Annotated in this window: 19 protein-coding genes; 9 read left to right on the forward strand and 10 right to left on the reverse strand. The window is 57.3% G+C overall.

Features of this window, described 5'->3' with window-relative positions; all coding sequences use genetic code 11:
• Nucleotides 1-5: 5 nt before the first annotated feature.
• Entirely contained in the window at nucleotides 6-689 is a 684-nt protein-coding gene (locus AABB29_RS19535) for a fumarylacetoacetate hydrolase family protein (protein ID WP_341368928.1), read from the reverse strand.
• A gap of 212 nt (nucleotides 690-901) precedes the next feature.
• Nucleotides 902-2,005, reverse strand: a complete 1,104-nt coding sequence (locus AABB29_RS19540) for a Hint domain-containing protein (RefSeq protein ID WP_341368927.1) — start codon at nucleotides 2,003-2,005, stop codon at nucleotides 902-904.
• Between the two features lie 437 nt (nucleotides 2,006-2,442).
• Between AABB29_RS19540 and AABB29_RS19545 the strand changes: the two genes are divergently transcribed.
• From AABB29_RS19545 to AABB29_RS19580, 8 genes are all read left to right on the forward strand, one after another.
• On the forward strand, nucleotides 2,443-2,655 hold the full coding sequence (locus AABB29_RS19545) for a hypothetical protein (RefSeq protein WP_341368926.1): 213 nt from the start codon (nucleotides 2,443-2,445) through the stop codon (nucleotides 2,653-2,655).
• Nucleotides 2,656-2,699: 44 nt separating this feature from the next.
• The gene (locus tag AABB29_RS19550) at nucleotides 2,700-3,632 is read left to right on the forward strand and encodes a TAXI family TRAP transporter solute-binding subunit (RefSeq protein WP_341368925.1); all 933 of its coding nucleotides are present in this window, start codon (nucleotides 2,700-2,702) and stop codon (nucleotides 3,630-3,632) included.
• A gap of 63 nt (nucleotides 3,633-3,695) precedes the next feature.
• Nucleotides 3,696-5,585: a TRAP transporter fused permease subunit gene (locus tag AABB29_RS19555; RefSeq protein WP_341368924.1), complete on the forward strand. Its 1,890-nt coding sequence runs from the start codon at nucleotides 3,696-3,698 to the stop codon at nucleotides 5,583-5,585.
• Nucleotides 5,582-6,163 (forward strand): cupin domain-containing protein, encoded by a 582-nt coding sequence (locus AABB29_RS19560; RefSeq protein ID WP_341368923.1) that lies wholly within the window; start codon nucleotides 5,582-5,584, stop codon nucleotides 6,161-6,163. Before AABB29_RS19555 ends, AABB29_RS19560 begins: the two co-directional genes overlap by 4 nt.
• A 230-nt stretch (nucleotides 6,164-6,393) precedes the next feature.
• Nucleotides 6,394-7,422, forward strand: a complete 1,029-nt coding sequence (locus AABB29_RS19565) for a C4-dicarboxylate ABC transporter substrate-binding protein (protein WP_341368922.1) — start codon at nucleotides 6,394-6,396, stop codon at nucleotides 7,420-7,422.
• A 63-nt stretch (nucleotides 7,423-7,485) separates the two neighbouring features.
• Nucleotides 7,486-8,124: a TRAP transporter small permease gene (locus tag AABB29_RS19570; protein ID WP_341368921.1), complete on the forward strand. Its 639-nt coding sequence runs from the start codon at nucleotides 7,486-7,488 to the stop codon at nucleotides 8,122-8,124.
• A complete protein-coding gene (locus AABB29_RS19575) occupies nucleotides 8,121-9,476 on the forward strand; it encodes a TRAP transporter large permease (protein WP_341368920.1) in 1,356 nt (451 codons plus the stop codon). The genes AABB29_RS19570 and AABB29_RS19575 overlap by 4 nt, the downstream gene beginning before the upstream one ends.
• A gap of 9 nt (nucleotides 9,477-9,485) precedes the next feature.
• On the forward strand, nucleotides 9,486-9,983 hold the full coding sequence (locus AABB29_RS19580; RefSeq protein ID WP_341368919.1) for a heme-binding protein: 498 nt from the start codon (nucleotides 9,486-9,488) through the stop codon (nucleotides 9,981-9,983).
• On the opposite strand, the gene AABB29_RS19585 is transcribed toward AABB29_RS19580, so the two are convergent.
• Nucleotides 9,980-10,537: a cupin domain-containing protein gene (locus AABB29_RS19585; protein WP_341368918.1), complete on the reverse strand. Its 558-nt coding sequence runs from the start codon at nucleotides 10,535-10,537 to the stop codon at nucleotides 9,980-9,982. The two genes, AABB29_RS19580 and AABB29_RS19585, sit on opposite strands and share 4 nt — an antisense overlap.
• Before the next feature lie 195 nt (nucleotides 10,538-10,732).
• Between AABB29_RS19585 and AABB29_RS19590 the strand changes: the two genes are divergently transcribed.
• A complete protein-coding gene (locus tag AABB29_RS19590) occupies nucleotides 10,733-12,163 on the forward strand; it encodes an alanine/glycine:cation symporter family protein (RefSeq protein ID WP_341368917.1) in 1,431 nt (476 codons plus the stop codon).
• A gap of 282 nt (nucleotides 12,164-12,445) precedes the next feature.
• Here the strand turns inward: AABB29_RS19590 and AABB29_RS19595 are convergent, their stop codons facing one another.
• From AABB29_RS19595 to AABB29_RS19625, 7 genes are all read right to left on the reverse strand, one after another.
• Nucleotides 12,446-13,282: an NAD(P)-dependent oxidoreductase gene (locus AABB29_RS19595; RefSeq protein WP_341369042.1), complete on the reverse strand. Its 837-nt coding sequence runs from the start codon at nucleotides 13,280-13,282 to the stop codon at nucleotides 12,446-12,448.
• Nucleotides 13,282-14,061 carry an aldolase/citrate lyase family protein gene (locus AABB29_RS19600; RefSeq protein ID WP_341368916.1) on the reverse strand — a complete coding sequence of 260 codons (780 nt, stop codon included), beginning with the start codon at nucleotides 14,059-14,061 and terminating at the stop codon, nucleotides 13,282-13,284. Before AABB29_RS19600 ends, AABB29_RS19595 begins: the two co-directional genes overlap by 1 nt.
• On the reverse strand, nucleotides 14,058-15,257 hold the full coding sequence (locus tag AABB29_RS19605; RefSeq protein WP_341368915.1) for an FAD-binding oxidoreductase: 1,200 nt from the start codon (nucleotides 15,255-15,257) through the stop codon (nucleotides 14,058-14,060). The genes AABB29_RS19600 and AABB29_RS19605 overlap by 4 nt, the downstream gene beginning before the upstream one ends.
• Complete coding sequence (locus AABB29_RS19610; protein WP_341368914.1) at nucleotides 15,254-16,939, reverse strand: hydantoinase B/oxoprolinase family protein; 1,686 nt, start codon at nucleotides 16,937-16,939, stop codon at nucleotides 15,254-15,256. Before AABB29_RS19610 ends, AABB29_RS19605 begins: the two co-directional genes overlap by 4 nt.
• Nucleotides 16,936-19,011 (reverse strand): hydantoinase/oxoprolinase family protein, encoded by a 2,076-nt coding sequence (locus tag AABB29_RS19615; protein ID WP_341368913.1) that lies wholly within the window; start codon nucleotides 19,009-19,011, stop codon nucleotides 16,936-16,938. The genes AABB29_RS19610 and AABB29_RS19615 overlap by 4 nt, the downstream gene beginning before the upstream one ends.
• Before the next feature lie 83 nt (nucleotides 19,012-19,094).
• Nucleotides 19,095-19,991: a LysR family transcriptional regulator gene (locus AABB29_RS19620; protein ID WP_341368912.1), complete on the reverse strand. Its 897-nt coding sequence runs from the start codon at nucleotides 19,989-19,991 to the stop codon at nucleotides 19,095-19,097.
• Between the two features lie 58 nt (nucleotides 19,992-20,049).
• Nucleotides 20,050-23,352, reverse strand: a complete 3,303-nt coding sequence (locus tag AABB29_RS19625) for an error-prone DNA polymerase (protein WP_341369041.1) — start codon at nucleotides 23,350-23,352, stop codon at nucleotides 20,050-20,052.
• Nucleotides 23,353-23,425: the final 73 nt, after the last annotated feature.

Consider the following 23,425-nt stretch of genomic DNA (forward strand, 5'->3'; position numbering starts at 1 on the left):
CGCCGCTAGACGACCTTGACGTGCAGCGCTCCAACGCCGGCGATGGATGCCTCCATCTGGTCGCCGCGCGCCACCGCGTTCACACCGGCCGGCGTGCCCGCCATGATCACGTCCCCGGCTTGCAGCACAAAATACGCGGACAGATAGGCAATCATTTCGGGCACTTTCCAGATCATCTGGTTCAAATCACCCTCTTGGCGCAGCTCACCGTTGACGGTCAGCGCGATACGCCCCTGATCAGGATGCCCGATCTCAGACACCGGGCGCAGCGGACCAACGGGGCCCGAATGCTCAAAGGCTTTGCCGATCTCCCACGGGCGGCCCATCTTCTTGGCCGCACCCTGCAAATCGCGCCGGGTCATATCAAGCGCCACGCCGTAACCCCAGACATGGTCCAACGCATCCGAAAGCGGGATATCACTGCCGCCCTTGCCAAGCGCGACCAAAAGCTCAACCTCATGATGCACATCGGTGCTTCGTGGCGGATAAGGAAAAACGCCCGACGGATCGAGATTATCGGGGTTCTTTTGGAAAAAGAAAGGCGGCTCACGGTCCGGGTCATGGCCCATCTCAACCGCATGGGCGGCAAAATTGCGGCCAATGCAATAGACACGGCGGACCGGAAAATCGGACCCCGTACTTGTTGGGATCACAGGGACAATCGGGGCGGGGATGACATGGTTGGGCATGTGGCTCCTTTCGACCAAATGCTGGCCGGACGATGATAGTTAGTTCTCCAGAAAGCTGGTGGTTTATGTATGCAGAGCAAGCAAGGCTATCTACGAATCCAAGCCAATAAAGCAGGGCTCTATTCGGACACGGGTATAGCTTCACAATAGCCTATGTTTCTGCGTTTCCTATGTGTCCCGAACGTACGCTCTTGCAAAACCCGATGATTGCTTTACGGGATAGCTGTAGATGTCAGGCAAGGTGTTCCGTTTTTCATATGCCTTACAACAAGACGCTTTTGGCGACTACCCGTTGGGATAAATCGTGCAGGCTCCGGGGAATAGTTTAACTCTTCGAGTTCAGGAAATATGGTTAGAATTTCAGCTTTGGAGGCAGTGCTGATTGACTTCAAGGCTTCCGGACCAGTGAAGAGACTTTCAGTTGGGGCACCTTCCGCAAAGACGATCTCATGCCGATCAAATAAAAGATGAAAATACTCGACAAAATCGACCGTTTCGTCAACGAATACACCTGGTAGATCTATTAATCTAATTGCGGCAACCAACACTTCACCCTGACCAAACATCCGTTTGGCAATTTTCGATTTCACTAGCAAACGATGTTGCCGGGACACCAAAAGATCCCTCTCTGGCTGACCTTCACCAAGCGCGCCCGCAACAATTCGAACTGGGTATAGTTTAGCATTGCTGCGCAGCTTTTCCTTTGTGAATTCCCGGCTGTTGATCCAACGAATTCTCTGAAATCCATTATCGGCTGTCCGAACCCATGCGCCTTCAGAAAGGTGTTCGACACACATTCGGCCATTTATTGTGTCGATTTGGCACCCCCTAGTGAAGCATGGCGGTGATGCATGATCGACATAAGGGTTATTCGGCCCTTCAGCATTGGATAGGACAGTCAAAGGCACGCCAATTGGTGGAAACTCGCCAACTCCACCTATGAATGCCAATCCTTCAACTGTCGCGAACGACGTTACACCGGGTTCATTGATGTTGAAGCCAATCAACGTGTAAATGTTACCATCCGGGTCCTGAACAGTTAACGCGTACTCGGCTTCGACACGAAGTCCATCTGCAAATGTGGCGCCATTATATGTTATGGACGGATCTGAACCCGCGTCTAGTGATTGGGAATTGTCAGAATCGCCAAAACTCGTGTCATCGCTATCATCGACTTCGACTGCGACCCAGTCATTGTTATCAAGTGTAATCGTTGCGCCTACCAGATGCGACCCGTCCCCTTGCGTAATACCTGAAAGCTGCTGGCCTCCGGATATTGTAACATTTGACTCTTCCAATGTATAAATCGTCGGCATCTAGGTTTTGTCCCCAACTGGTGATCGACGTGATCAATTTGTGATGACTACCTGCCGTGGTCAAGAGGCGAGGTCATTAGAAATGAAGCCCCTCATGGTGATCAGAGATCAAAGCCGTATTCTGAAAGATGCCCTCCAAACATTGTACCTAAAACGCAGCTATGTAGCGCTTAAGATCTATAAAAACTAAGTTTTTGAAGATCTTCGTCGACGTCAGAGCAACTGACTTGTTGGCAAAAAGCTCCTGATCCTGCCTGTTCGTGACATTCAGAAAGCTCAGCTCTTCGCTTCAATTGCTTACAATCTTCTACAACTTCCCGATCACTTTTGGTCTTATCGGCCCATAAATCAGGCGCTTGCGCTGCAGGCGGCCGGATCACCTGGTTGCCCTTGCAGCTGCTCTGGACATTCTGAAGGGAACATGGTGATGAATCATTATGCGCGACCAAGGATCACGTACGACGATTCCGACGGCAGCGCCTGTGTTTATGAGTATCCTCGTCATCAAATCGTTGTCTACTTATGCGATCGCCGCATTTATGACCTTGCGTCAACATCGCGGCCAGCCCGTTACGGTGCGCATAAGCGATCAGCATTTTGGTGATATTTATGCCGAAAAGTCAATAATATCGATTTTGCCTTTTAATTGATGACTTTTCCGTTATCATTCCGCAAAACAACTGGGAGAACCTCCATGCTCACGTCACTCAAATGCTTTTTTGGCGCGGCTGCTATCGCAACGCTCTCTTCTACGGCCATTGCCGAAGAGCTTCGGATCGGCACAGCTTCGCTGGGCGGTGCCTTTTATCCAATGGGCCAAAGCATCTCAAACGTGGTCAATAGCCATGCTGGAAATGACATTTCCATGGTTCCGGTTGTGACAGGTGGGTCCGTACAGAACCCTAACCTGATCGCAACGGGCGAAGTCGAGATCGCGATCACCAATAACAACCTCGCCGTCCTCGCGATTGGCGGTAAGGGCCCTTACACAGCCGCTGGCCCCATTGATCTGGGCGCTGTCGCAGCGCTGCACCCTTCAGTGCTGCATATGGTCGTGCTGGCCGATAGCGACATCCAGACATTCGAAGATCTCGCTGGCAAGCGCGTGGCCGTAGGCCCTGCGGGCGGCGGCACGTTGGGCTTTGTCAACTTCCTACTGCCATTGCATGACATGAGCATCGACGACATTACCCCAAGCTTTGTCAGCTATTCTGACGGGTTCAGCCAGTTGACCGATGGCACCGTTGACGCAGCTTTGGCACTGTCGGGCTACCCTGCCGGTGCGGTCATGCAGGCCTCTGCCGGTGCGGATCTGCGCTTTATCTCTTTCTCGGACGGGAAATTGGACGAAGCGCTTGAAGCAAACGGCGCCTATGTGGCGGTTGAGATCGACGCAGACGTCTACGACACCCCCGAAAGCGGAATGGTGATCGGTGTGAACAACATGCTTGTTGCGCCCAATTCACTGGATGCCGACACGGTCGAAGCCGTGACACGCGCGATCTTTGATAACCTTGAAGAGCTGCAGGCCGAAAACGCCAATGCGCGCCAGATCGATCCTGCGATGTCGCTGAACCTGGCGATCCCGCTGCATGCAGGCGCACAAGCCTACTTCGACGCACAATAAAACAATCCGCAAAAAGGGGTCCCAACGGGGGCCCCTTCTTCCCAAAGAATTACAGGTATATCCATGGCTGTCTTGCGGGCGATAACGCTGAAAAACGCGATCTTTTTGGCCGGACTGGCCCTGGGGGCCTATCATTTGATGGTGGTCTCTGGCGTGATCACCATGTCAACAATGCCCGTGCGGGTCACCCATGTGATGCTGGCCTTGTCCTTGCTATTTGTCATCAAACCCGCATCCGAAGGGCTGGCAGGCACCAAGCTGAACGCGGCCTTCTCAGCGCTCTTGGTCGCCGCCACAGTGGGCGCCAGCTATTACCTTCTGACCCGTTGGCAGGCAATCGCCTTTAGCGGTGGGATCACCAATGATACCGATTTCATCGCCGGTGTCGTCTTGATCGCCATTGTGTTTGAGGCTGCCCGGCGCGGGATCGGCTGGATCCTGGCGACGATCACTTTCGTCTTCTTCCTCTACCCGTTTGTGGCGCCCTACATGCCTGGGGTGCTTGAAGGGCGCGGATCGACCCTGCAGCGCATCGTTGTCGTGCTGACGATGGACACGCAAGGGATCTACGGCATCCCGGTTGGGGTGGCCGCAAGCTATATCATTGTCTTCACGATCTTTGGGGCGCTGCTTTCCAATTTCGGCGCTGGGGATTTCTTTTTTGAGCTATCAAACCGCTGCACGCGCGGACTGCGCGCGGCCTCGGCAAAATCAGCCGTCCTGTTTTCAACGCTGATCGGCATGGTCAGCGGGTCGGCGGCGGGCAATGTGGCCGTGACCGGCACCGTCACGATCCCGATCATGAAACGTGAAGGCTACCAGCCGCACCAGGCCGCCGCGATTGAAGCTGTCGCCTCAACCGGTGGGCAAATCATGCCGCCTGTCATGGGGGCAGCCGCCTTTATCATGGCCGAGATCGTGGGCGTGCCTTACACATCCGTCATGCTGGCCGCGATCATTCCGGCGCTGCTTTTCTTTAGCTCGGCCTTCATGGTGGTACATCTGCAAGCGGTTAAATCAGGCATCGCGCCCAATACAAGTACCGCAGATGACGACGATATCCCATTGTCCAAAGTCCTGCTAAACGGCGGGCCCTTCATCGGGGCCTTTGGAACGCTGATCGGTGTGATGCTGGCCGGGTTTTCCCCATTCATGGCCTCGCTTTGGGCCATGGCCGTTTTGCTGGTCGGCGATATCATCTGGCAACGCAAAATCGATCTGGCGTTTTTCAAGAAAGTCATGGTGTCCATATCCGAAGGCGCGCGATCGGTTGTCACCATCTCAGCTGCTTGCGCTGCGGCAGGGATCATCGCGGGCGTTTTGGGGGTCACCGGGCTGGGGTCAAAAATCGCAACGCTGATTGATGTGGCCTCGGGCGGGTATCTGTTTCTGGCGCTGTTCTTTACCATGATCACATCAATCATCCTGGGGATGGGGCTGCCGACAACAGCGGCCTATCTGATCTTGGCAACGGTCGTGGCCCCTGCCCTTGTCAAACTAGGCGTGCCCGTGCTGACGGCGCATTTCTTTGTCTTCTACTATGGCTGTATCTCAACCATCACGCCGCCAGTGGCGCTGGCCTCTTATGTGGCGGGCGGGATTGCGCAGGCCAATGTGAATAAGGTCGGCTGGACGGCGGCGTCTTATGCGGCGACATCCTTTGTGCTGCCTTTTGCCTTTGTCTATGGCAGCGGGCTGCTGATGGGCGGCACCGTCTTCGAAAATGCCATGGCCGCAATCACAGCCGCATTTGGCACGTTTGCGATTGCGGTGGCGATCATCGGCTGCCTCGGCGCGCCGCTTGCGCCCCATGCACGGGTCATGGCAGCAATCGGCGGGCTGTGCCTGCTGTTCCAGGGCTTGATCAGCGCCGGGATCGGCCTCGCCCTATTCGCAGCGGTCGTGTTGATGGGCCGCGCATCCAAATCATCCCCCAAAGAGGCTCTTCAATGAAACATAAGGAATACCGCCGCGTTGTCACTGGCCATGATGCCAATGGTGTGGCGATCATCGAAAGCGATCAGATGGCGTCGCAGATGCTTGAGCGTCCCAATCGGCCCGGCGTCCGGCTGACCAATTTCTGGCTGACCGACAAGACACCGGCCGAATATGACGGCCCAACCGAGACCTGCAAAGGTGATTTCATCTTGCACCCGCCCAAGAATGGCACGGTCTTTCGCTGCGTTGAATTCATGCCCGAAGACCCCGAGGTCATGGCCAAACTGTCCAGCGAAGATGGGGCTGCGGCCTTTGCTGAAATGGGCGCCGGAGCCAATATCGTTCAGGGCGGGCGCCACCCGTGGATGCACCGGACTGACAGCGTCGACTACGGCATCGTCATGAATGGCGAAATCTGGATGCTGATGGATAATGAAGAAGACGACGTGCTGCTGAAGGCTGGCGATGTTGTCGTGCAGCGCGGCACGAACCACGCCTGGGCCAATCGCGGCACTGAGCCTTGCACGATCATGTTCGTGCTGGTCGATGGCGTGACAGAAGAAGGCGGCGGCAAAGGTATCCCGCCACGCTAGATTCATAAAATCACAGTGAAAAGGGCGTCCCATTGGGGCGCCCTTTGTTGTTTTTTGCACCCTGCCCAGCGCCATATCGCAAAATTCTGGCGATATACGTTATTCATTTGCAATAATATCGATATTATATCAGACTTATCCCCGGAGGAGCGACGTAATCCGACCCATCTGCTGGGCCGTTATTGCGTCAACAAGACCGGCGCAAAGCCGTAACCATCTGGGAGGATGACATGAAATCAATTACACGCACGGGCATTTTGGGCCTTTTGCTGGCATCAACCGCTGCCTCGGCGCAAACTGTTGAAGGTCCCGAAGTCTATTGGAGCTTTTCAATGTGGGGCAATCCCCGCGCCCTGTCGGCAGGGATGGAAGCCATCGCAGATGAGGTCCGCGCACAAACGGACGGCAATTTCAACATTGAGATTTTCTACGGCGGCCAGCTGTCCAGCGCGCGTGAAAACCTTGATGGGCTACAGCTGAATGCGTTTGAAGGTGCGGCGATCTGCAACTTCTACCACCCGGGCAAGAACCCGGCATGGATGGTGTTCTCGCTGCCTTTCCTGCCGTTGGGCGATCCGGCGGTCGACAAATACGTACGCTCGCGCATGTTCGAACATCCGGCGATCGTTGCGGATATGGAACCCTGGAACGCCATGCCCTATCTGTCGGGCCTCTTGCCGCAATATGAAATCCTGGGCAAAGGCGACGCCCCAACCGAGCTGAGCGGCTGGGACGGCTTGCGTGTCCGCGCGGGCGGCGGTCTTGGCGATGCGATGGAGGCATTGGGCGCCACCAAACAGACCTTGCCCGCAGGCGAGACCTCAACCGCGTTCCAACGCGGCGCGCTTGATGCGGCGGCCTTCCCTTATACTTACGCGCATGTCAGCTTTGGCATCGCTGATGAGGCCGAATGGTTCACGTCGAACCTGGCACCAGGCACTTCGGAATGCGGCTGGGTTCTGAACAAGACCGCCTATGAGGCATTGCCCGCGCAATATCAGACCCTGCTGATGGACCTGCGCGACATGGGTATGGATGCCGAACAGGCTGCCTATGCTGCCCAGGACGAGGTCAACCTGCCCAATTTCCGCGACACCATGCAGGAAATCGTCTACTCGGACGAACAGATCTCTGAATTCCGCGACGTGGCAGGTCAGCCGGTCTGGGATGCGTGGATCGCTGCCAATAGCGACAAATTCGACGCGCAAGGCGTGTTTGACGCAATTTGGAGCTACGCCGAAGAAGCCCAGAACCAATAAACCACAAAGCCCGGCGACAGATCTGTCGCCGGGCCTTGCATCTGTGCAGGCAAGGACAGCCAAATGGCAAAGAACACGCAGGCCGAAACCGGCCTTTTGGCAGGGCTGAACCGGGGGCTGATCCCGGTTGAGGATTTCGCAAATCTGATGGCGGCTTTCGCCATCATGGCGCTGATGATCCTGGGGGTCTTGCAGATCCTCTTGCGGACGGTCTTTAACGCGCCCATCGACGGCTATATCGACCTGGTCGAACTTTCGATGGCCAGCATGGCCTTTCTCGGGGCGGCCTATACGCAGCGGCTGGGCAGTCATATCCGGATGGAATTGCTGGTCGGGCGGCTGAAGGGGCGTTGGCTTTGGGCGGTTGAGGCGGTTGGCGCGGCAGTCGCGCTTTTTATCATTGGCGTGCTGATTTACTACAGTTTCGGACATTTCCAGAGGGCGTATTCGCTGGGCGATACGACCATCGATGCCGAATATCCGACCTGGCCATCCAAATTGCTGGTGCCCATCGCCTTTGGGATCTGGTGGTGCAGGCTGGCGCTGCAATTTCTTGGCGCTTTGCGGCTTTTCATATTTCCAGATGCCCAGCCCGTGGCGGTCATCATCGCGAAGGATGTGGCAGAACAGGCCAAGGATGAGATCGCCGAAGTCATGGGCGATGAGACCGATACCCATACCAAACCCGGAGATGCGGCATGATTATCGGCATCGGAATGTCCGACCCGTTTCTGGTCGGTGTGATCACCATGTGCCTGCTTTTGGGGCTGATCGTGATCGGCGTCCGGGTTGTCTTTGCGGCGGCGATTGTCGGGCTCTTGGGGCTTGTCGAATTGCGCGGCTGGGGGCCTGCGGCGGGAATCGTCGGCACAATCCCGCATTCAAAATCATCCACCTATGCGCTGTCTGTGCTGCCGATGTTCATTTTCATTGGGTTCCTGGCCTTTCATGCGGGTATGACGCAACAGCTGTTTGACGCAGCGCGCAAATGGCTGGGCTGGCTGCCAGGCGGGCTGGCCATTGCAACAGTATTCGCGACCGCTGGGTTTGCGGCCGTTTCGGGGGCATCAACAGCAACGGCGGCTGTGTTTAGCCGGGTGGCGATCCCAGAGATGCTCAAATACGGCTATGACAGGCGAATGGCGGCGGGGGTTGTTGCCTCTGCCGGGACATTGGCCACGCTGATCCCCCCTTCTGCGATCCTCGTGATCTACGCGATCATCGTCGAACAATCGGTGGGCAAACTGCTGCTGGCAGGATTTTTACCAGGTATCTTCTCGGCCATCGTCTATGCGGGGATCATCGTTGTCTGGGCCATGGTCAAACCGGGGGCGGCACCATCGGTGACCGGCTTCACCTGGGGCGAGCGGATGCGCACCCTGCCCGGCATCTCACCGATCATTTTGGTCGTGATCATCATCATGACATCCATCTACAGCGGCTGGGCGACCCCGACTGAGGCAGGCGCATTGGGCGCATTTGTGGTCTTTGTGCTGGCGCTGGCACGCGGGACACCGCTGCGGTCCATCAAGGAATCACTGATGGAATCGGCCAAGCTGACAGTGATGATCTTTTCACTGATCTGGGGCGTGCTGATCTTTGTACGCTTCCTGGGGTTCTCGGGCATTCCAGGCGCTTTCACCGAATGGATCGTCGGGCTTGATATGGAACCGATGACAATTATGATCTGCATCCTTTTGGCCTATGCGGTACTGGGGATGTTCATGGATGCCATCGGGATGTTGCTGCTGACATTGCCTGTGGTCTATCCCGCCGTTGTCGCGCTTGGTTTTGATCCGATCTGGTTCGGGATCATCGCCGTGAAGATGGCCGAGATTTGCCTGATCACACCGCCCATTGGACTCAATTGCTTTGTGGTCAACGGGGTGCGCCCGGATATCCCACTGGGGCAGGTTTTTCGGGGCGTGGCCTTGTTCTTTATCGCCGATGTGATCACCATCGCCGCATTGCTGATGTTCCCCGAAATCGTGACATGGCTGCCAAATTTTGACTTTGCAGCCTGGTGGTCGGGGCTTTGGGCCACAACCAATTAAGGAGCCGCCATGCGCCTGCACACATCCCTTCCGCTGGACAAAGCCAACGCGATCATCACCGAGGCACTGCGCCTTGGGCGTCAGGCCAAACTGCTGCCGCTGACTGTCGTGGTCCTTGATGCGGGGGGCAAGATGGTGGCGATGCAATGCGAAGACGGATCAGGCGTGATCCGGTTTGATGTGGCCTTTGGCAAAGCCTACGGGGCATTGGGCATGGGCATCTCAAGCCGATTGATCCGCGACCGGCTGAAGGAACGCCCGACCTTTCAGGCGGCCCTTGCCACCGCATCCGATGGGCGGCTGATCCCGGTGCCGGGCGGTGTGCTCATCGAAGATGCAGAAGGTGTCACGCTGGGCGCCGTGGGGATCAGTGGCGATACATCCGACAAGGATGAATATTGCGCGATTGAGGCGATCAAAGCCGCAGGCTACGCGCCAGAGCCAGCCGAGCCGGATCCCGATTGGCGCACTTCATCCCTGTCAGACCACTACCCAGCCTCAAGCTAAAGCGGCAGATCCATATGGCGATGCGTCTGCTGCAAACGCGGCAAAGCGGCGTCGGCTGGATCGACCAGCTGAAAGGTTGATTTACCAGCATATGCGGCCGGAATGATCATGGCGCGCAGGAAACTGGTCACGCCCTGACCATGCAAAGCGGTCGCGCGCACGGGGGCATTTTCCGGTTCAAACCAACATGCACCCGGGGTCATCACTTGGGTATGATCTTCGGCTTCGATCTTTAACGCGCCGCGTACCAGATAACGAATACCCGCGCCCGCATGGGTGTGGCGAGCGGCAACCGCACCGACAGGAAAACACACCTCATCAAGGCGCAGCATCACGGGGCCAGAAACAGGTGGGCAGGCATGAGACATCAAAACATGCGGCCCGGTTTGCTTTGCATCTGTCAACGTCGCAAAAAACGCATCGGCATCCGCATCATCCGGGGCAACCACCTGCCCTGCCGGATGGGCTTCGGGCGTGTCCGCATGGGGTTTCCAGGCAATCACGGCAAGCGGCGGCGCGGTTCGCGGCGCTGCGCGCATTAAGCTCAGATACATCGGTGCGTCCTTTTTCGGTCAAGGCAGGCTAAAGCATGAACTTTGCAAGGGCCATGCCCGGCACGCGCTGAATGGTCCGGCAATTTGCCTCATTTTTGTGCGTTTCCTTGCCGATGGCAATACAACCCGCGCGCGGGCTTGTAAGTTAAAGCGCCCCACCCCAGGCTGAAAAGCAGTGGAAAAAGGGGAAATACCATGGGATTTCTGGATACAGTTTTCGGAACCATTAACGACCTAACCTGGGGATGGGCTTTGGTGCCCTTCCTTGTTGTACTGGGGCTGTTTTTTACGGTCGCTAGCGGTTTTATCCAGTTTCGTTTTTTCAAACGTATGTTCAACGTGTTGCGCGGCACGGATGCGGATAATGATCCCAACAAAATCAGCGCGCGCGAAGCGCTGTTCGTCTCGGTCGGCGGGCGTGTCGGCGGCGGGAATATCGCCGGTGTGGCCGTTGCCATCACCGCTGGCGGACCGGGCGCGGTGTTCTGGATGTGGGTCATCGCCCTGATCGGCATGTGTACCGCATTGGTCGAGGCAACGCTGGCCCAACTTTACAAACGGACCGAGCCAAATGGCGATTATCGGGGCGGGCCGGCCCGGGCCATTATCCATGGGCTGGGCGAAAATTACCGCTGGCTTGCGGTGATTTATGCGGTCTGCCTGATTGCCTCTTTTGCGATTGGATTCAACGCCTTCCAGGGCAATACGGTTGCCGGGGCTGCGCTTGATTCCATGTCAATTCCGCGGATCGTCACCGGGCTTGTTCTGTCTGTTCTGACGGGGGTGATCGTCTTTGGCGGCATCCACCGGATCGCCAAGGCCGCAGACGTCATCATCCCGATCATGGCCTTTGGCTATATCGCCATGGCGCTCATTGTGATCCTGCTAAACCTCTTTGCGATCCCGGGCGTGATCTGGGATATCGTGGCGAATGCCTTTGGGTTCCGCGAGGCGGTCTCAGGCGGGATGGGCGCTGCGATTGCGCAGGGTCTGCGCCGGGGGCTATTTTCAAACGAGGCAGGTCTTGGCTCGGCGCCCAATGTGGCCGCGACAGCCTATGTCAAACACCCGGTCAGCCAGGGGATCACCCAAAGCTTTTCGGTCTTTATCGACACCATCCTGATCTGTTCCTGCACGGCCTTTGTCATCTTGCTGGCGGATGTCTATCAGCCGGGGGTCGAAGGGATTGACGGGGTCGTATTGACGCAGCAAAGCCTGGTTGAGCATTTGGGCGGTTGGACACAATATTTCCTGACCTTCGCGATCCTGCTCTTTGCGTTCTCATCGATCATGTACAACTATTATCTGGGTGAGAACGCCCTGACCTTCATGACCCAAAACCCCAACGCGGTGCTTGTGCTGCGGATTGCGATTATCGGGATCGTCTTCCTGGGCGCCGTTGCACCGGGAGCGACGGCTGTGTTCTCATTCTCTGATCCGATGATGGGTATTCTGGCGGTGGTGAACCTGCTGGCGCTGATGATGCTGTTCCCGATTGCAATGCGGATCATTGCGGACTTCCGGGCGCAGCTGGCGGCCGGGGTGGAAAAGCCGGTCTTTGATCCGGCCCAGTTCCCCGATCTGGACACGGACCCAACCGCATGGCCCGACGCCCCGAAATCATAAAGGGCACAAAAAAGGCGGCGCCTCACCGATCGGGGCGCCGCATAATGACCGGGTGTATGTACGCGATCTGTACAGCTTATGTACGGAAAATTGCAGGGGATAAAACACAAGACCGGCTAATCCGGGAACTTGACCAACTTGAGGACAAATACACGTAGGAGTTGTAGCGGCTATGGCGTTTGATCGTTGACCTGAGACATCATCCGTCACCTTCCCCGTCCAGCCGAAGGGAGAGGCGGTGAAATAGTGTTTCAGGTTCAAGATCGCACGCTTGACGCCTGGTTAGATTTTCTTACGATCATCAACCACCCCGAGCGAGGCCACGCCGGAATTGCCTAGCTCTACCGTGGCAAAAGGGCCGCCGATACACAGGTTCGCCAGGTCTTTGTTATCCAGCGGCGGGGTATCCGCAAACACTTGTTTTGCAAAGACTTCCGCGTTGTCCTTGGGGCGATAGCCCAAATGGCCCGCCTTGGAATTATCCACCACAGCGCGGTCATTGTTGGAGATACCCCACACGGTCGTGAAGCCAACCACAGGGCTATCAATGGATCGCTCCACCAAGTGGATCAAATCATCATAGGATAACCAAGTCCCAATACTGCGCGCATTCGTCGCCTGCGCACAGGAAAAGATGCGCAGACACACGGCCTCAACCCCGCGTTTATCCCAATAAAGACTGGCCAGATCTTCGCAGAAACATTTTGCTAACCCATAATAAGTATCAGGACGATGCGGGGCGTCCAAACCGATTGTGTCGGTCTTCAGATGCATCCCAACCGCATGCACTGAACTGGCATAAACCACCCGCTTGACCCCATTGCGATAGGCGGCTTCCCAAACGTTATAGGCACCAATGATGTTGGATTGCAGAATATCATCCCAAGGGGCCTCATCCCCGATGGCCCCAAAATGGACAACCATATCGGCATCTTCCAGAATACCCTCCATCGCCGCCAGATCCGTCAGGTCCGCCTGCACATAGCTTTCATTGGGATAGAGCTTGCCCAGATCATCCACCCGATCCGTCGACACGAAGGTTTCGCATAGTTTTGAAAGCGGTTCGCGCAGGTAAGACCCCAAACGCCCGGCGGCGCCGGTCAGTACTAGTTTCTTCATCATTTTTCCTTTGTCCCCTCGCGGACTTTGGCCAACAACGCGTCAGCCCCCGTCGCCAGAATATGTGTATCCAACCCGCAGGCCACGAAGGTAAAGCCCTCGTCCAGCAGGCGCGCTGCAAAGGCCGGATCAGTCACTAAAGTGCCGACCGGCACGCCCTGCGCGATCAGTTTGCGCGCGCCATCCATGATCACATCCCAGACCGCATCATCCATATGCCGCCCGAGCAATCCCATATCCGCCGCGATATCTGCAGGGCCGAAAAACACCCCGTCAACGCCGCTGACATTTGCGATATCAACGACTTGCGCCACGGCAGCACGTGTTTCGGCCTGCACGATCACGCAGGTTTCGTCATGCACCTTGTCAAAATAATCCGTGATCCGCCCAAACTGGCTCGCGCGGATACTGCCCGCAACACCGCGGATCCCCTGCGGCGGGTAGCGGGTAGCCGCAACGGCTGCCTCGGCCTCATCCACCGATTGCACCATGGGAAACAGAAGGCTTTGCGCTCCGATATCCAGCAGCCGTTTCACCACCACCTTATCATTCCAGGGCGGACGGACGATGGCCTTGCCTCCACGGGCCTCAATCGCCTGGAGTTGGCCTAAAACCATGTTCACATCATTGGGCGAATGTTCCATATCGATAAGCAGCCAATCAAATCCGGTGCCCGCCACAACATCGGCTGCATAATTGCTGGACAGGCTGACCCAGAGGCCAATCTGCTTGCGCCCCTCCCGGATTGCCGCGAGAAATTTGTTTTCTAACACATTCATATAACGGCTTTTTCCACGAATTTCTCGCCACGTTCAATGCGGTCATACCCAAAGGGGCTCAGGTCAAGTGTACGGTACGCACCATAGGTAATCATCTCAGCCGCCCCGCGCCCCATGGCGGGGGATTGCTGGAACCCATGGCCTGAGAAACCATTCACAAAAATGAAGTTCTCAACCACCGTATGCGGTCCCAATATCGCGTTTTGATCCAAGGTATTATAGGCGTAGTGGCCGACCCAGGAATTACGCAGCTTGATCGCCTCAAACTGGGGAATACGCGTGGCTAGCACCGGCCAGACCTTGTCTTCCCAGAGACTATGATCCGCTACAAAATCATCATAATCCACCGCCGGGTCATCATCTGGCGGGCAGCCCGCAAGGTAGAACGTGCCATCCGTCCGCATATGCACGCCGCTGGGGTCAATCGTCAGCGGCAGATCCCGGTCGAGCGGTTTTTCTGCTTCAAAAATAAAGGTATAGCGCTTGCGTGGCTCCACCGGAATATCGATCCCGGCCATCCGGCTGGTCAGCACCGCGCGGGGGCCTGAGGCATTCACGACAGTCCCGCAATGGATCACCTCGCCCGATTTCAAAGTCACGCTTTCGACGCGCGTTCCGCCTTGATTACAGGTCATCGCCACGACTTCATTGGTCACATATTCAACGCCCCGTTCACGGGCAGAGCGTTTCCACCAATCAAACAGCGTATTGCCGTCGAAATACCCCTCATCCACCAGATTGTGGTTCGCAGCGATTATGTCATCGAGGTTGTAAAACGGGTAGTCCCGGGCGATTTCGTCGCGGGTCATGTGCTTAGTCCCGGCCCCGCAAGCGGCTTGGATCTTCTGGCTTTCGCGCAAGGTCGCGGCGAAATCTTCGTTATCTGCCAGATACATATAGCCATAGTTTTGCAAAAGCGGCTGAGGGACGCGCGCATCGCCGCCCATGTACTCGCGGAAGTTTTTCACGAAGTCCGCGGCAAATTGCGACACCCGCACATTGATCGCCGTGCTGAACTGCTGGCGCATGCAGGAATTGGTGTGTGAGGTTGATGTGAACTCATATGTCGGGTCTTTTTCCACGACCAAAACTGAGCCGTCAAAATCTGGGTTGTCGGTCAGAAACCACGCCACCGACGATCCGATCATCGCCCCACCCACGATCACCACATCGTAGCTGGTTCTGGTCGGCGTCATGCGGTTTCTCCTTTACTGACAGCGGCTTGCAACGCAGCCACCTCATCCGCGGTGAGCCCATAGTCCTGCATCGCAGCTTCGGCCGAAATATAGCCGCGCGCAAGATCGCGTTTGACCAGATCCGGGTCTCTTTGCGACGCAGGCCCATAGCCCGCCCCACCCGGCAGCCCCAACATGACCCGCCGCCCCTCAGACACAAATTGCTTGCCCTTGCCTTGCATCGCGCTGCCATCATCCAAAGCAATCGTGGTTGGCGCCCCATCCGCCCCGCCTTGCCGGCCGCGCGCGGGGTGGTCGACGCGGTCGAACATGGCCGAGAAATCAAACTCATGCCCTTGCGTGGCCCCCACTTCCATGAACTGCCCCAAGCCACCGCGATGCTGCCCTGCCCCGCCGCTGTCGGGCCGCAACTCTTTGCGCCAGATGATCACGGGGCCGGTGTGTTCGGTCGCCTCAATCGGCATGGTCATAACACCCGAGGGGAAGGCGGTGGCGTTTAACCCATCCACCGTGGGCCGCGCCCCTGCCCCGCCTGAATTAAAGGTCAGTACCTCTGATCTGCGTCCCTGATGGCCTCGCGCAGGACGCAGGCTGACCTGGAAGTTACACAGGCATCCGGCCCCCTCGGCGGGCACTGTGGCGGGCAGGATTTTGTCAAGCGCGTCATAGACCGTATCGGGGATCATATGCCCAATGATATGCCGCAAGGCGACGGGCGCTGGGTGCACCGCGTTGACAATACTGTCGACCGGGGCTGTCACCGCAAAGGGCGCTAAAGACGCGGCATTATTGGGAATTTCCGGGGCCACAGCGCATTTCAACGCATAACAGGCATAGGCTTTGGTATAGACCAGCGGAACGTTGATCCCCTTTTTATCAAGGCCTGATGTGCCGTTGAAATCGCAGAGTATCTGGTCTTGTGATATGGTCAATTTCACCTTCAGGTCGATAGGCTTGTCGAACCCGTCAATCCGCATGGCGCCCGTGGCCGTTTCACGCGGCAGGGCGGCAATGCGTTCCAACGTCGCCCTGCGTGAATTTTCGAGGATGAAATCGCCGATCCCGGCGATATCCGTCAACGCAAATTCATCCATCATTTCGGCCAGGCGACGTTGCCCAATCTCATTACAGGTCGCCAACGCATAGATGTCACCGACCAACTGATCCGGTTCGCGCACATTGCCGCGGACAATGCGGATCAGCGTGTCGTCGACCGTGCCTCGCGCAGCAAATTTCATGATGGGGATATAGATCCCTTCCTCATAAACGCTGGCCGCATCCGCCCCGAAGCCACGCCCGCCAATGTCAACCACATGGGCCGTACAGGCGAAAAAGCCCACATGATTACCCTTGTGGAACGACGGGGTGACCACGGTGATATCATGCAGATGCCCGGTGCCCTCCCAGGGGTCATTGGTGATGTAGACATCGCCTTCATGGATGTTCTCGGGCCCGATGGCCCGGATGAAATGGGCGACAGCATCGGCCATGGCGTTGACATGGCCAGGCGTGCCGGTGACCGCTTGGGCCAGCATCAGACCCTCTGCATTATAGACCCCGGCGGACAAGTCGCCTGCTTCCCGAACAGATGTTGAAAAGGCTGTGCGTACAAGGGCTTGTGCCTGTTCTTCGACGATGGAGATCAGCCGGTTCCACATGATTTGATAGGCGACGGTGCTCATGGTTTGGCCTCCGTGATGTCGATTGTGCCATCGGGACGCGCGATGGCTTGGCGGCTGGCGGGGATCACGATTGTCGTCTCATCTTCGGTGATGAGCGCCGGGCCATTGACGGTCTGACCGGGGTGCATCTGGTCGCGCAGGATCACTGCGGCTTGGGTCGTTGCGCCGAGCGCGGGGTCGAAAAGCGCGCGCTCGGCGTGCCTGTCGGCACTTTTCGCGGCGGGTGTGGCCCCAAGCGTGTCCGGTTTTGCCGCATCCGTGGTGCTGTTGACCGCCCAGACGGTGATTTCGATGTCCATGCCCGCGACTGTCCGCCCGAACAGCGTTTCATAATCGGCCTCAAACAGTGCTTGGAACGTTGCCGCGTCGGGGTTTTGTGCCTGTGCCGCTGTCAGACTGATCGGGATTTCCCAGCCCTGTCCAGTGTAGCGCATATAGACCTTATAGTCCGAATGGATCACGGCCTGTGCGTCACATGTACGCACGAAACCGGTCGCCTCAGTTTCCAATTCTTGCAGCAACGTTTTGACCATAGCCGTCGCGAAATCGGACAGTTTCATATAGACACTGCGCGTTGCCTCAAAACTGAACGGCGCGCGCAGGAACCCGATGGCAGACCCAACCCCTGCCCCGGTAGGCACCAACAACCGGGTCACGCCCAACTTTTCGCACAAGCGCCCTGCGTGCAGCGGGGCGGCACCACCGAAGGCGATCATTGTGTAATCGGCAAGGTCCTCACCATTCTCAACCGCATGTACGCGGGCGGCGTTGGCCATGTTTTCATCCACGACTTCGGCCAATCCGTAGGCCGCAGTTTGAGCGTCCATATCGAGCGGCTCACCCAGCATCGACAAGGCCTTCGCCGACGCATCCGCCTGCAGCTGAAAAGATCCACCCGCGAAATTATCCGGGTCGAGCTTGCCCAATCTCAGGTCCGCATCCGTGACCGCAGGCCGGGTGCCGCCGCGCCCATAGCACGCTGGTCCAGGCTCTGACCCGGCGCTTTCGGGCCCCACCCGGATCTGGCGCATCGCGTCCACATGGGCGAGACTGCCGCCCCCTGCCCCGATCTCAACCATGTCGATCACGGGGATGGAAATTGGCATGCCTGAGCCTTTTTTGAAACGATAGGTCCGCGCCACCTCAAAGACGCGGGCGGTCTTGGGCGTCTGGTTCTTGATCAGGCAAATCTTGGCAGTAGTGCCGCCCATATCGAAGGAAAGGACCTTGTCCAACCCGTAGCGCGCCGCGATATCGGCGGCGAAAACAGCCCCACCCGCAGGACCGGATTCGACCAGACGCACCGGAAATTCAGCTGCACTTTCAAGGCTGATGATCCCGCCGCCCGAATGCATCAGAAAGATCGGACAGTCCGCGCCTTCGCCCGCCAAACGCCCTTTGAGCCGCCCCAGATAGGATTTCATCAGCGGCTTGATGTAGGCGTTTGCAACGGTCGTGTTAAACCGCTCATATTCCCGCATTTGTGGGGAAACCTCAGACGAGAGCGACACCATCACATCCGGCATTTTTTTAGCCAGAACATCCCGGATCATCCGTTCATGGGTGTCGTTCAGATAGGCGTGGATCAGGCCAATCGCGATGCTTTCAAACCCATAGGATTTGATGTGATCAGCGAGGGCTTCGATGTCGGCGCGCTGTAGTGGGATCAGCACATTGCCTTGCGCATCCACCCTTTCGCGCAGTGTAAACCGGTGTTGGCGTGGCAAGAGGGGTTCGGGCAGTTGCAGGTTCAGGTCATATTGCTCAAACCGGCTTTCTGTCCGCATTTCAATGACATCGCGGAAACCTTCGGTGGTGATGAGGGCCGTTTTGGCCCCGCGCCGCTCAATCAAAGCGTTGGTGGCCAGCGTGGTCCCGTGAATGATCTGACTGATCTGCGCAGGTGCAACATCCGCCTTCGCACAGACCTGATGCATGCCATCGATGATCGCATCTTCCGGCGCGGCATAGGTGGTCAGGACCTTGGTTGAGAACCGCGCTGCACCAACCTCTAGCACTACATCAGTGAAGGTGCCCCCGATGTCGACGCCCATGCGAATGTGATGCTGCATTACCTTGATCCTGAATGTGGTTTCCCCAGCTAGCTTAAGGACAGCGCAACATCACCTCCAATTATTTAATCCGATTTATAGGATCAATAATTTGTATTGTTGGCCCTTGCGATGCCTTCGGCCATTTGCGCCGCTTGACTGACCCTTGCGGCAGACTTTTCCGCATCGTATCGCGCAAAGAAATGCAGCGGTGCAGGCGCCCATTCATAGCTTATCTGATGCAGGGCTGCGCTTGCCAACTCATCTCTTACCATGGCCGCAGGCAGCGTCGCGATCCCCATGCCATCTGCCGCCATATGCAGACAGGCCGCCAAGTTGCTCGATGGCACCAGCCGTGCCTGCAAGCCGCGTTGGTCTGCAAAATGGGCCGAAACCTCTTCAAACAAGCGTGTATTCCGCGCATGGGTCAGGATCGGATGGGCCAGTAAATCTGCAGAGGTGACGACATCGCGCAAGCCCAGCGCAGGTGAGGCGATCCAGATCAGCGGGTAGGTCCCAAGGTCCCGTTGGCCAGACGCCAACCTGCTGAACGGTGCGTTCTGCAGGGCTAAATCGATCCTGCGCTCGGCCAGTTCTTTTTCAAGTTCTGCGGATAGATCGACGGTCACCTCAACCGTGAGATTGGGAAACCGGTTCTTGAGCATCCGCAGATAGTCGCGCAGCCATGTGTGCACGATCATTTCTGTCACCCCAAGCCGCAGTGTGCCGTCGATCAGGGTTTTCTCATCTGCTGCGGTAACGAATGCATCCGTCGCATCGAGCACGTGACGGGCGTGCGCCAGCAGTTCCTGCCCTTTACCCGTCAACCTGACCGAGCCTGCGTCACGCGTCATCAACGTGCTGCCCAAAGCTGTCTCCAACGCCGCAATCCGGGCCGAGATATTAGGTTGCGTGGTGTTCAACCGGTCTGCCGCCCGTCGGAAGCTTTGCAAGTCAGCGACCCAGACAAAGGCTTCGATTTGTTTGAGGTTGAACCGCATTTTGCCTCCTGTGCGCCTGAATGATCCTGACATGTTTGATCCTTGCGCGACAGAGAGCCTAGTGAAAATCGCGCGACTTTGGGATCACCCGCACGTCGCGTGGGTGACGACCCCGAGGATCATGTGGGATGTTGCGTTTGACCTCATCAGCGCGCGCTAGAGGTGGCTCCATTCTGTCATCCGCCAACCGTTCGAGCGCATCACTACGATCCGTCAGATGATGGGCGACTACATGGATCACGTCGTCGCTGCGCTGCACCATTCCGCGCACATCGATCACACGGGCGCGCATGATGACTTTGCGAAAGGTCTCCATCACCTTGGGCCAGACGACCAGATTGGCGATGCCGGTTTCATCCTCAAGCGTGATAAAGCAGACCCCCTTCGCACTACCGGGTCGCTGCCGGATCAGCACGATCCCGGCGAGTTTGATAGATTGCCCGTTGCGTAGTCCATCCAGGCTGGCGCAGGTAGTGTAGCCTTGCCGGGCCATGCTTTTGCGTAGGAATGACATGGGGTGCGCCTTAAGCGACAGGCGGGTCGTTTGATAATCCGCGACCACATGTTCGCAGATCGGCATTTGCGGCAAGTCAAAGCGAACCTCCTCTCCCTCATCCTTCTCGGTGAATAGCGGTAAGTCAGGCGCATCGCGCAAGGCCCGCGCATCCCACAGCGCCTGCCTGCGATCCAAAGTCATCGACCGGAAGGCATCGGCGGCTGCGAGTTTACGCATGATACCCGCATCCAACCGTGCGCGTTTCTTCAGATCGGCCAGATCCGTAAAGGGCTGCCCGCGTTGTTTCATGATCCGCTGGGCCATGTCCTGCCGCACCCCGTCGATCTGGCGCAACCCCAGCCGTACGGCAAAAACGCGCGGGCCGATAGGTTCCAGCGTATTATCCCAATCGCTGTAATTCACATCCGCTGCGCGCACGATTTTCCCATGTTCGCGTGCATCCCGCACGATTTGCGCAGGCGCGTAGAACCCCATGGGCTGGGAATTGAGCAACGCAGCGCAGAATACATCCGGGTAGTGGCATTTGAGCCAGCTGGACACATAGACCAGATGCGCAAAGCTAGCGGCATGGCTTTCGGGGAACCCGTAATCGCCGAACCCCTTGATTTGATTGAAGCAACGCGTTGCGAATTCCGGTTCATACCCGCGTTTGATCATGCGGCTGACCATCTTGTCTTCCAGTTCTCCGATGGTCCCTTTGGACCGGAAAGTCGCCATGGCCTTGCGGAGCTGGTTGGCCTCATCCGGGCTGAACTCGGCCGCGACCATGGCCAGTTTCATCGCCTGTTCCTGAAAGATCGGCACGCCCTTGGTGCGCTCCAAGACGTGGCGCAATTCGTTCGGGTCATGGGGTGGCGCTGGTGAGGGGTATTCCTCGGGCTCCTTGCCCGCCCGCCTGCGCAAGTAAGGATGCACCATATCCCCTTGGATCGGCCCAGGCCGCACGATCGCCACCTGAATGACCAGATCATAAAATTCACGCGGTTTCAGGCGAGGGAGCATGTTCATCTGCGCCCGGCTTTCCACCTGAAACACGCCCAGACTGTCGCCCTGACACAGCATGTCATAGGTGGCTTTGTCGCCCTGAGCGATATTCGCCAAGGTCAGCACCTTGCCGTAATGCGCCTTGACCAAGTCAAAGGCCTTGCGGATACAGGTCAGCATCCCCAGCGCCAGCACATCCACTTTCAGAATGCGCAACTCATCGATATCATCCTTGTCCCATTCGATAAATGTGCGTTCGGGCATGGCCCCATTGCCCACAGGCACCGTCTGGGTCAGCTTCTTTTCGGTCAGGATAAAGCCGCCCACATGCTGGCCCAGATGGCGGGGCATCCCGATCATCTGATCAGCCAGTTTGATGGTGCGCGCAATCAACGGATCGCGCAGATCAAGCCCGGCCTCGGCCGCCTCTTTCGCCCCAATCTCGCGCCCCCAGGACCCCCAGATGGTCTTGGCCAAAGCGCTGGTGATATCCTCGGACAGGCCCATGACCTTGCCCACTTCGCGCACCGCCATGCGGGGACGATAGTGGATCACCGTGGCACAAAGTGCCGCCCGGTCGCGGGTGTATTTGTCATAGATGTGCTGGATCACCTCTTCGCGGCGTTCATGTTCAAAATCGACGTCAATATCGGGGGGTTCTTTGCGTTCTTCGCTAATAAAACGCTCAAACAGCAGGTCGTTTTGCGCTGGATCAACAGCAGTGATCCCCAGCACGTAACAGACGGCTGAATTCGCTGCCGACCCGCGCCCCTGGCACAGGATCGGCGGGTCGCATTGATGCCGTGCGTAATCGACGATTTGTTCGATGGTCAGGAAATATTGCGGGATATCCAGTTTCTTGATCAACGCCAGTTCTTTGTGAATGGTCTCTTTCAGCGGCGCGGGCACGCCTTCAGGGTAGCGCTGTGCGGCCCCTTTCCACGTCAACTCTTCAAGATATTCCTGCGGGGTGCGCCCATCTGGGACGGTTTCCGTAGGGTATTCATAAGCCAGCTCGCGCAGGTCAAAATGGCAGGCATCCGCCACGTCGCGCGTGGCCCTGATCGCGTGCGGCCAGTCGGCGAAAAGCTGCATCATCTGTGCGGGCGACTTCAGGTGGCGTTCGGCATTGGCATCCAGCAGGAACCCGGCCTTGTGGATCGTTGTTTTGTGCAGGATGCAGGTCATGACGTCCTGCAAGGGCCGCCTGTCAGGCGCATGGTAACGCACGTCATTGGTCGCAAGGATCGACAGGCCATGCGCCTTGGCGAGGCTATCCAGCCGATTGATCCGCGCCCGGTCATCTCCCTGATAGAGGTAGCTGGCGGCGATATATTTCAACGTCGGCAGCGCGCGTCTGATGCGGCGGAACCCAGCCTCGAAACGGTCGAGGCCTTCGCCCGGGATGGTAATCAGTTGTACCCCTTCGCTGTGGCGCGCCAGATCATCCAGCGTGATATCGCAAGCGCCTTTAGCCTGCCAATCCCCGTTCACATCCTGCATTTTCCCTTTGGACAACAGCGTACACAGCCGCCCATAGGCTGCCCGGTCGCGGGGGTAGGCGAGGAATTCTTCACCGCTGATCAAACGCAACCGGCAACCGATGACCGGCGTGATCTGTGCCTTAAGCGCTTCGGCATGCAAGCGCACGACCCCCGCCATCGTATTCAAGTCAGCACAGCCCAGCTTGTCATAGCCCAAGGCATTGGCCGTGCTCGCCAGATCAACAGCATCCGAGGCCCCGCGCAGAAAGGAAAAACAGGTACTTAACCCCAATTCGACATAGGCAGCCTTGGGGTTTGACGTGAACCCATCACCTTCAATTGTCCGCCGCGGGCGTTGGTTGTCCATTTCAGGCACAGCCCAACCCTCTTCTTTTTTCCAAAAATACTCCCGCCGGAGGCGTCCCCAGACCCGCCACCAGATACCGCCA

The organism is Yoonia sp. BS5-3, assembly GCF_038069655.2.
GTDB lineage: Bacteria > Pseudomonadota > Alphaproteobacteria > Rhodobacterales > Rhodobacteraceae > Yoonia > Yoonia phaeophyticola.

What these genes read in the sequence shown, in the direction of transcription:
- AABB29_RS19535 (WP_341368928.1), bottom strand. Translation starts at nt 689, where the DNA reads ATGCCCAACCATGTCATCCCCGCCCCGATTGTCCCTGTGATCCCAACA.
- AABB29_RS19540 (WP_341368927.1), bottom strand. Translation starts at nt 2,005, where the DNA reads ATGCCGACGATTTATACATTGGAAGAGTCAAATGTTACAATATCCGGA.
- AABB29_RS19545 (WP_341368926.1), top strand. Translation starts at nt 2,443, where the DNA reads ATGCGCGACCAAGGATCACGTACGACGATTCCGACGGCAGCGCCTGTG.
- AABB29_RS19550 (WP_341368925.1), top strand. Translation starts at nt 2,700, where the DNA reads ATGCTCACGTCACTCAAATGCTTTTTTGGCGCGGCTGCTATCGCAACG.
- AABB29_RS19555 (WP_341368924.1), top strand. Translation starts at nt 3,696, where the DNA reads ATGGCTGTCTTGCGGGCGATAACGCTGAAAAACGCGATCTTTTTGGCC.
- AABB29_RS19560 (WP_341368923.1), top strand. Translation starts at nt 5,582, where the DNA reads ATGAAACATAAGGAATACCGCCGCGTTGTCACTGGCCATGATGCCAAT.
- AABB29_RS19565 (WP_341368922.1), top strand. Translation starts at nt 6,394, where the DNA reads ATGAAATCAATTACACGCACGGGCATTTTGGGCCTTTTGCTGGCATCA.
- AABB29_RS19570 (WP_341368921.1), top strand. Translation starts at nt 7,486, where the DNA reads ATGGCAAAGAACACGCAGGCCGAAACCGGCCTTTTGGCAGGGCTGAAC.
- AABB29_RS19575 (WP_341368920.1), top strand. Translation starts at nt 8,121, where the DNA reads ATGATTATCGGCATCGGAATGTCCGACCCGTTTCTGGTCGGTGTGATC.
- AABB29_RS19580 (WP_341368919.1), top strand. Translation starts at nt 9,486, where the DNA reads ATGCGCCTGCACACATCCCTTCCGCTGGACAAAGCCAACGCGATCATC.
- AABB29_RS19585 (WP_341368918.1), bottom strand. Translation starts at nt 10,537, where the DNA reads ATGTATCTGAGCTTAATGCGCGCAGCGCCGCGAACCGCGCCGCCGCTT.
- AABB29_RS19590 (WP_341368917.1), top strand. Translation starts at nt 10,733, where the DNA reads ATGGGATTTCTGGATACAGTTTTCGGAACCATTAACGACCTAACCTGG.
- AABB29_RS19595 (WP_341369042.1), bottom strand. Translation starts at nt 13,282, where the DNA reads ATGAAGAAACTAGTACTGACCGGCGCCGCCGGGCGTTTGGGGTCTTAC.
- AABB29_RS19600 (WP_341368916.1), bottom strand. Translation starts at nt 14,061, where the DNA reads ATGAATGTGTTAGAAAACAAATTTCTCGCGGCAATCCGGGAGGGGCGC.
- AABB29_RS19605 (WP_341368915.1), bottom strand. Translation starts at nt 15,257, where the DNA reads ATGACGCCGACCAGAACCAGCTACGATGTGGTGATCGTGGGTGGGGCG.
- AABB29_RS19610 (WP_341368914.1), bottom strand. Translation starts at nt 16,939, where the DNA reads ATGAGCACCGTCGCCTATCAAATCATGTGGAACCGGCTGATCTCCATC.
- AABB29_RS19615 (WP_341368913.1), bottom strand. Translation starts at nt 19,011, where the DNA reads ATGCAGCATCACATTCGCATGGGCGTCGACATCGGGGGCACCTTCACT.
- AABB29_RS19620 (WP_341368912.1), bottom strand. Translation starts at nt 19,991, where the DNA reads ATGCGGTTCAACCTCAAACAAATCGAAGCCTTTGTCTGGGTCGCTGAC.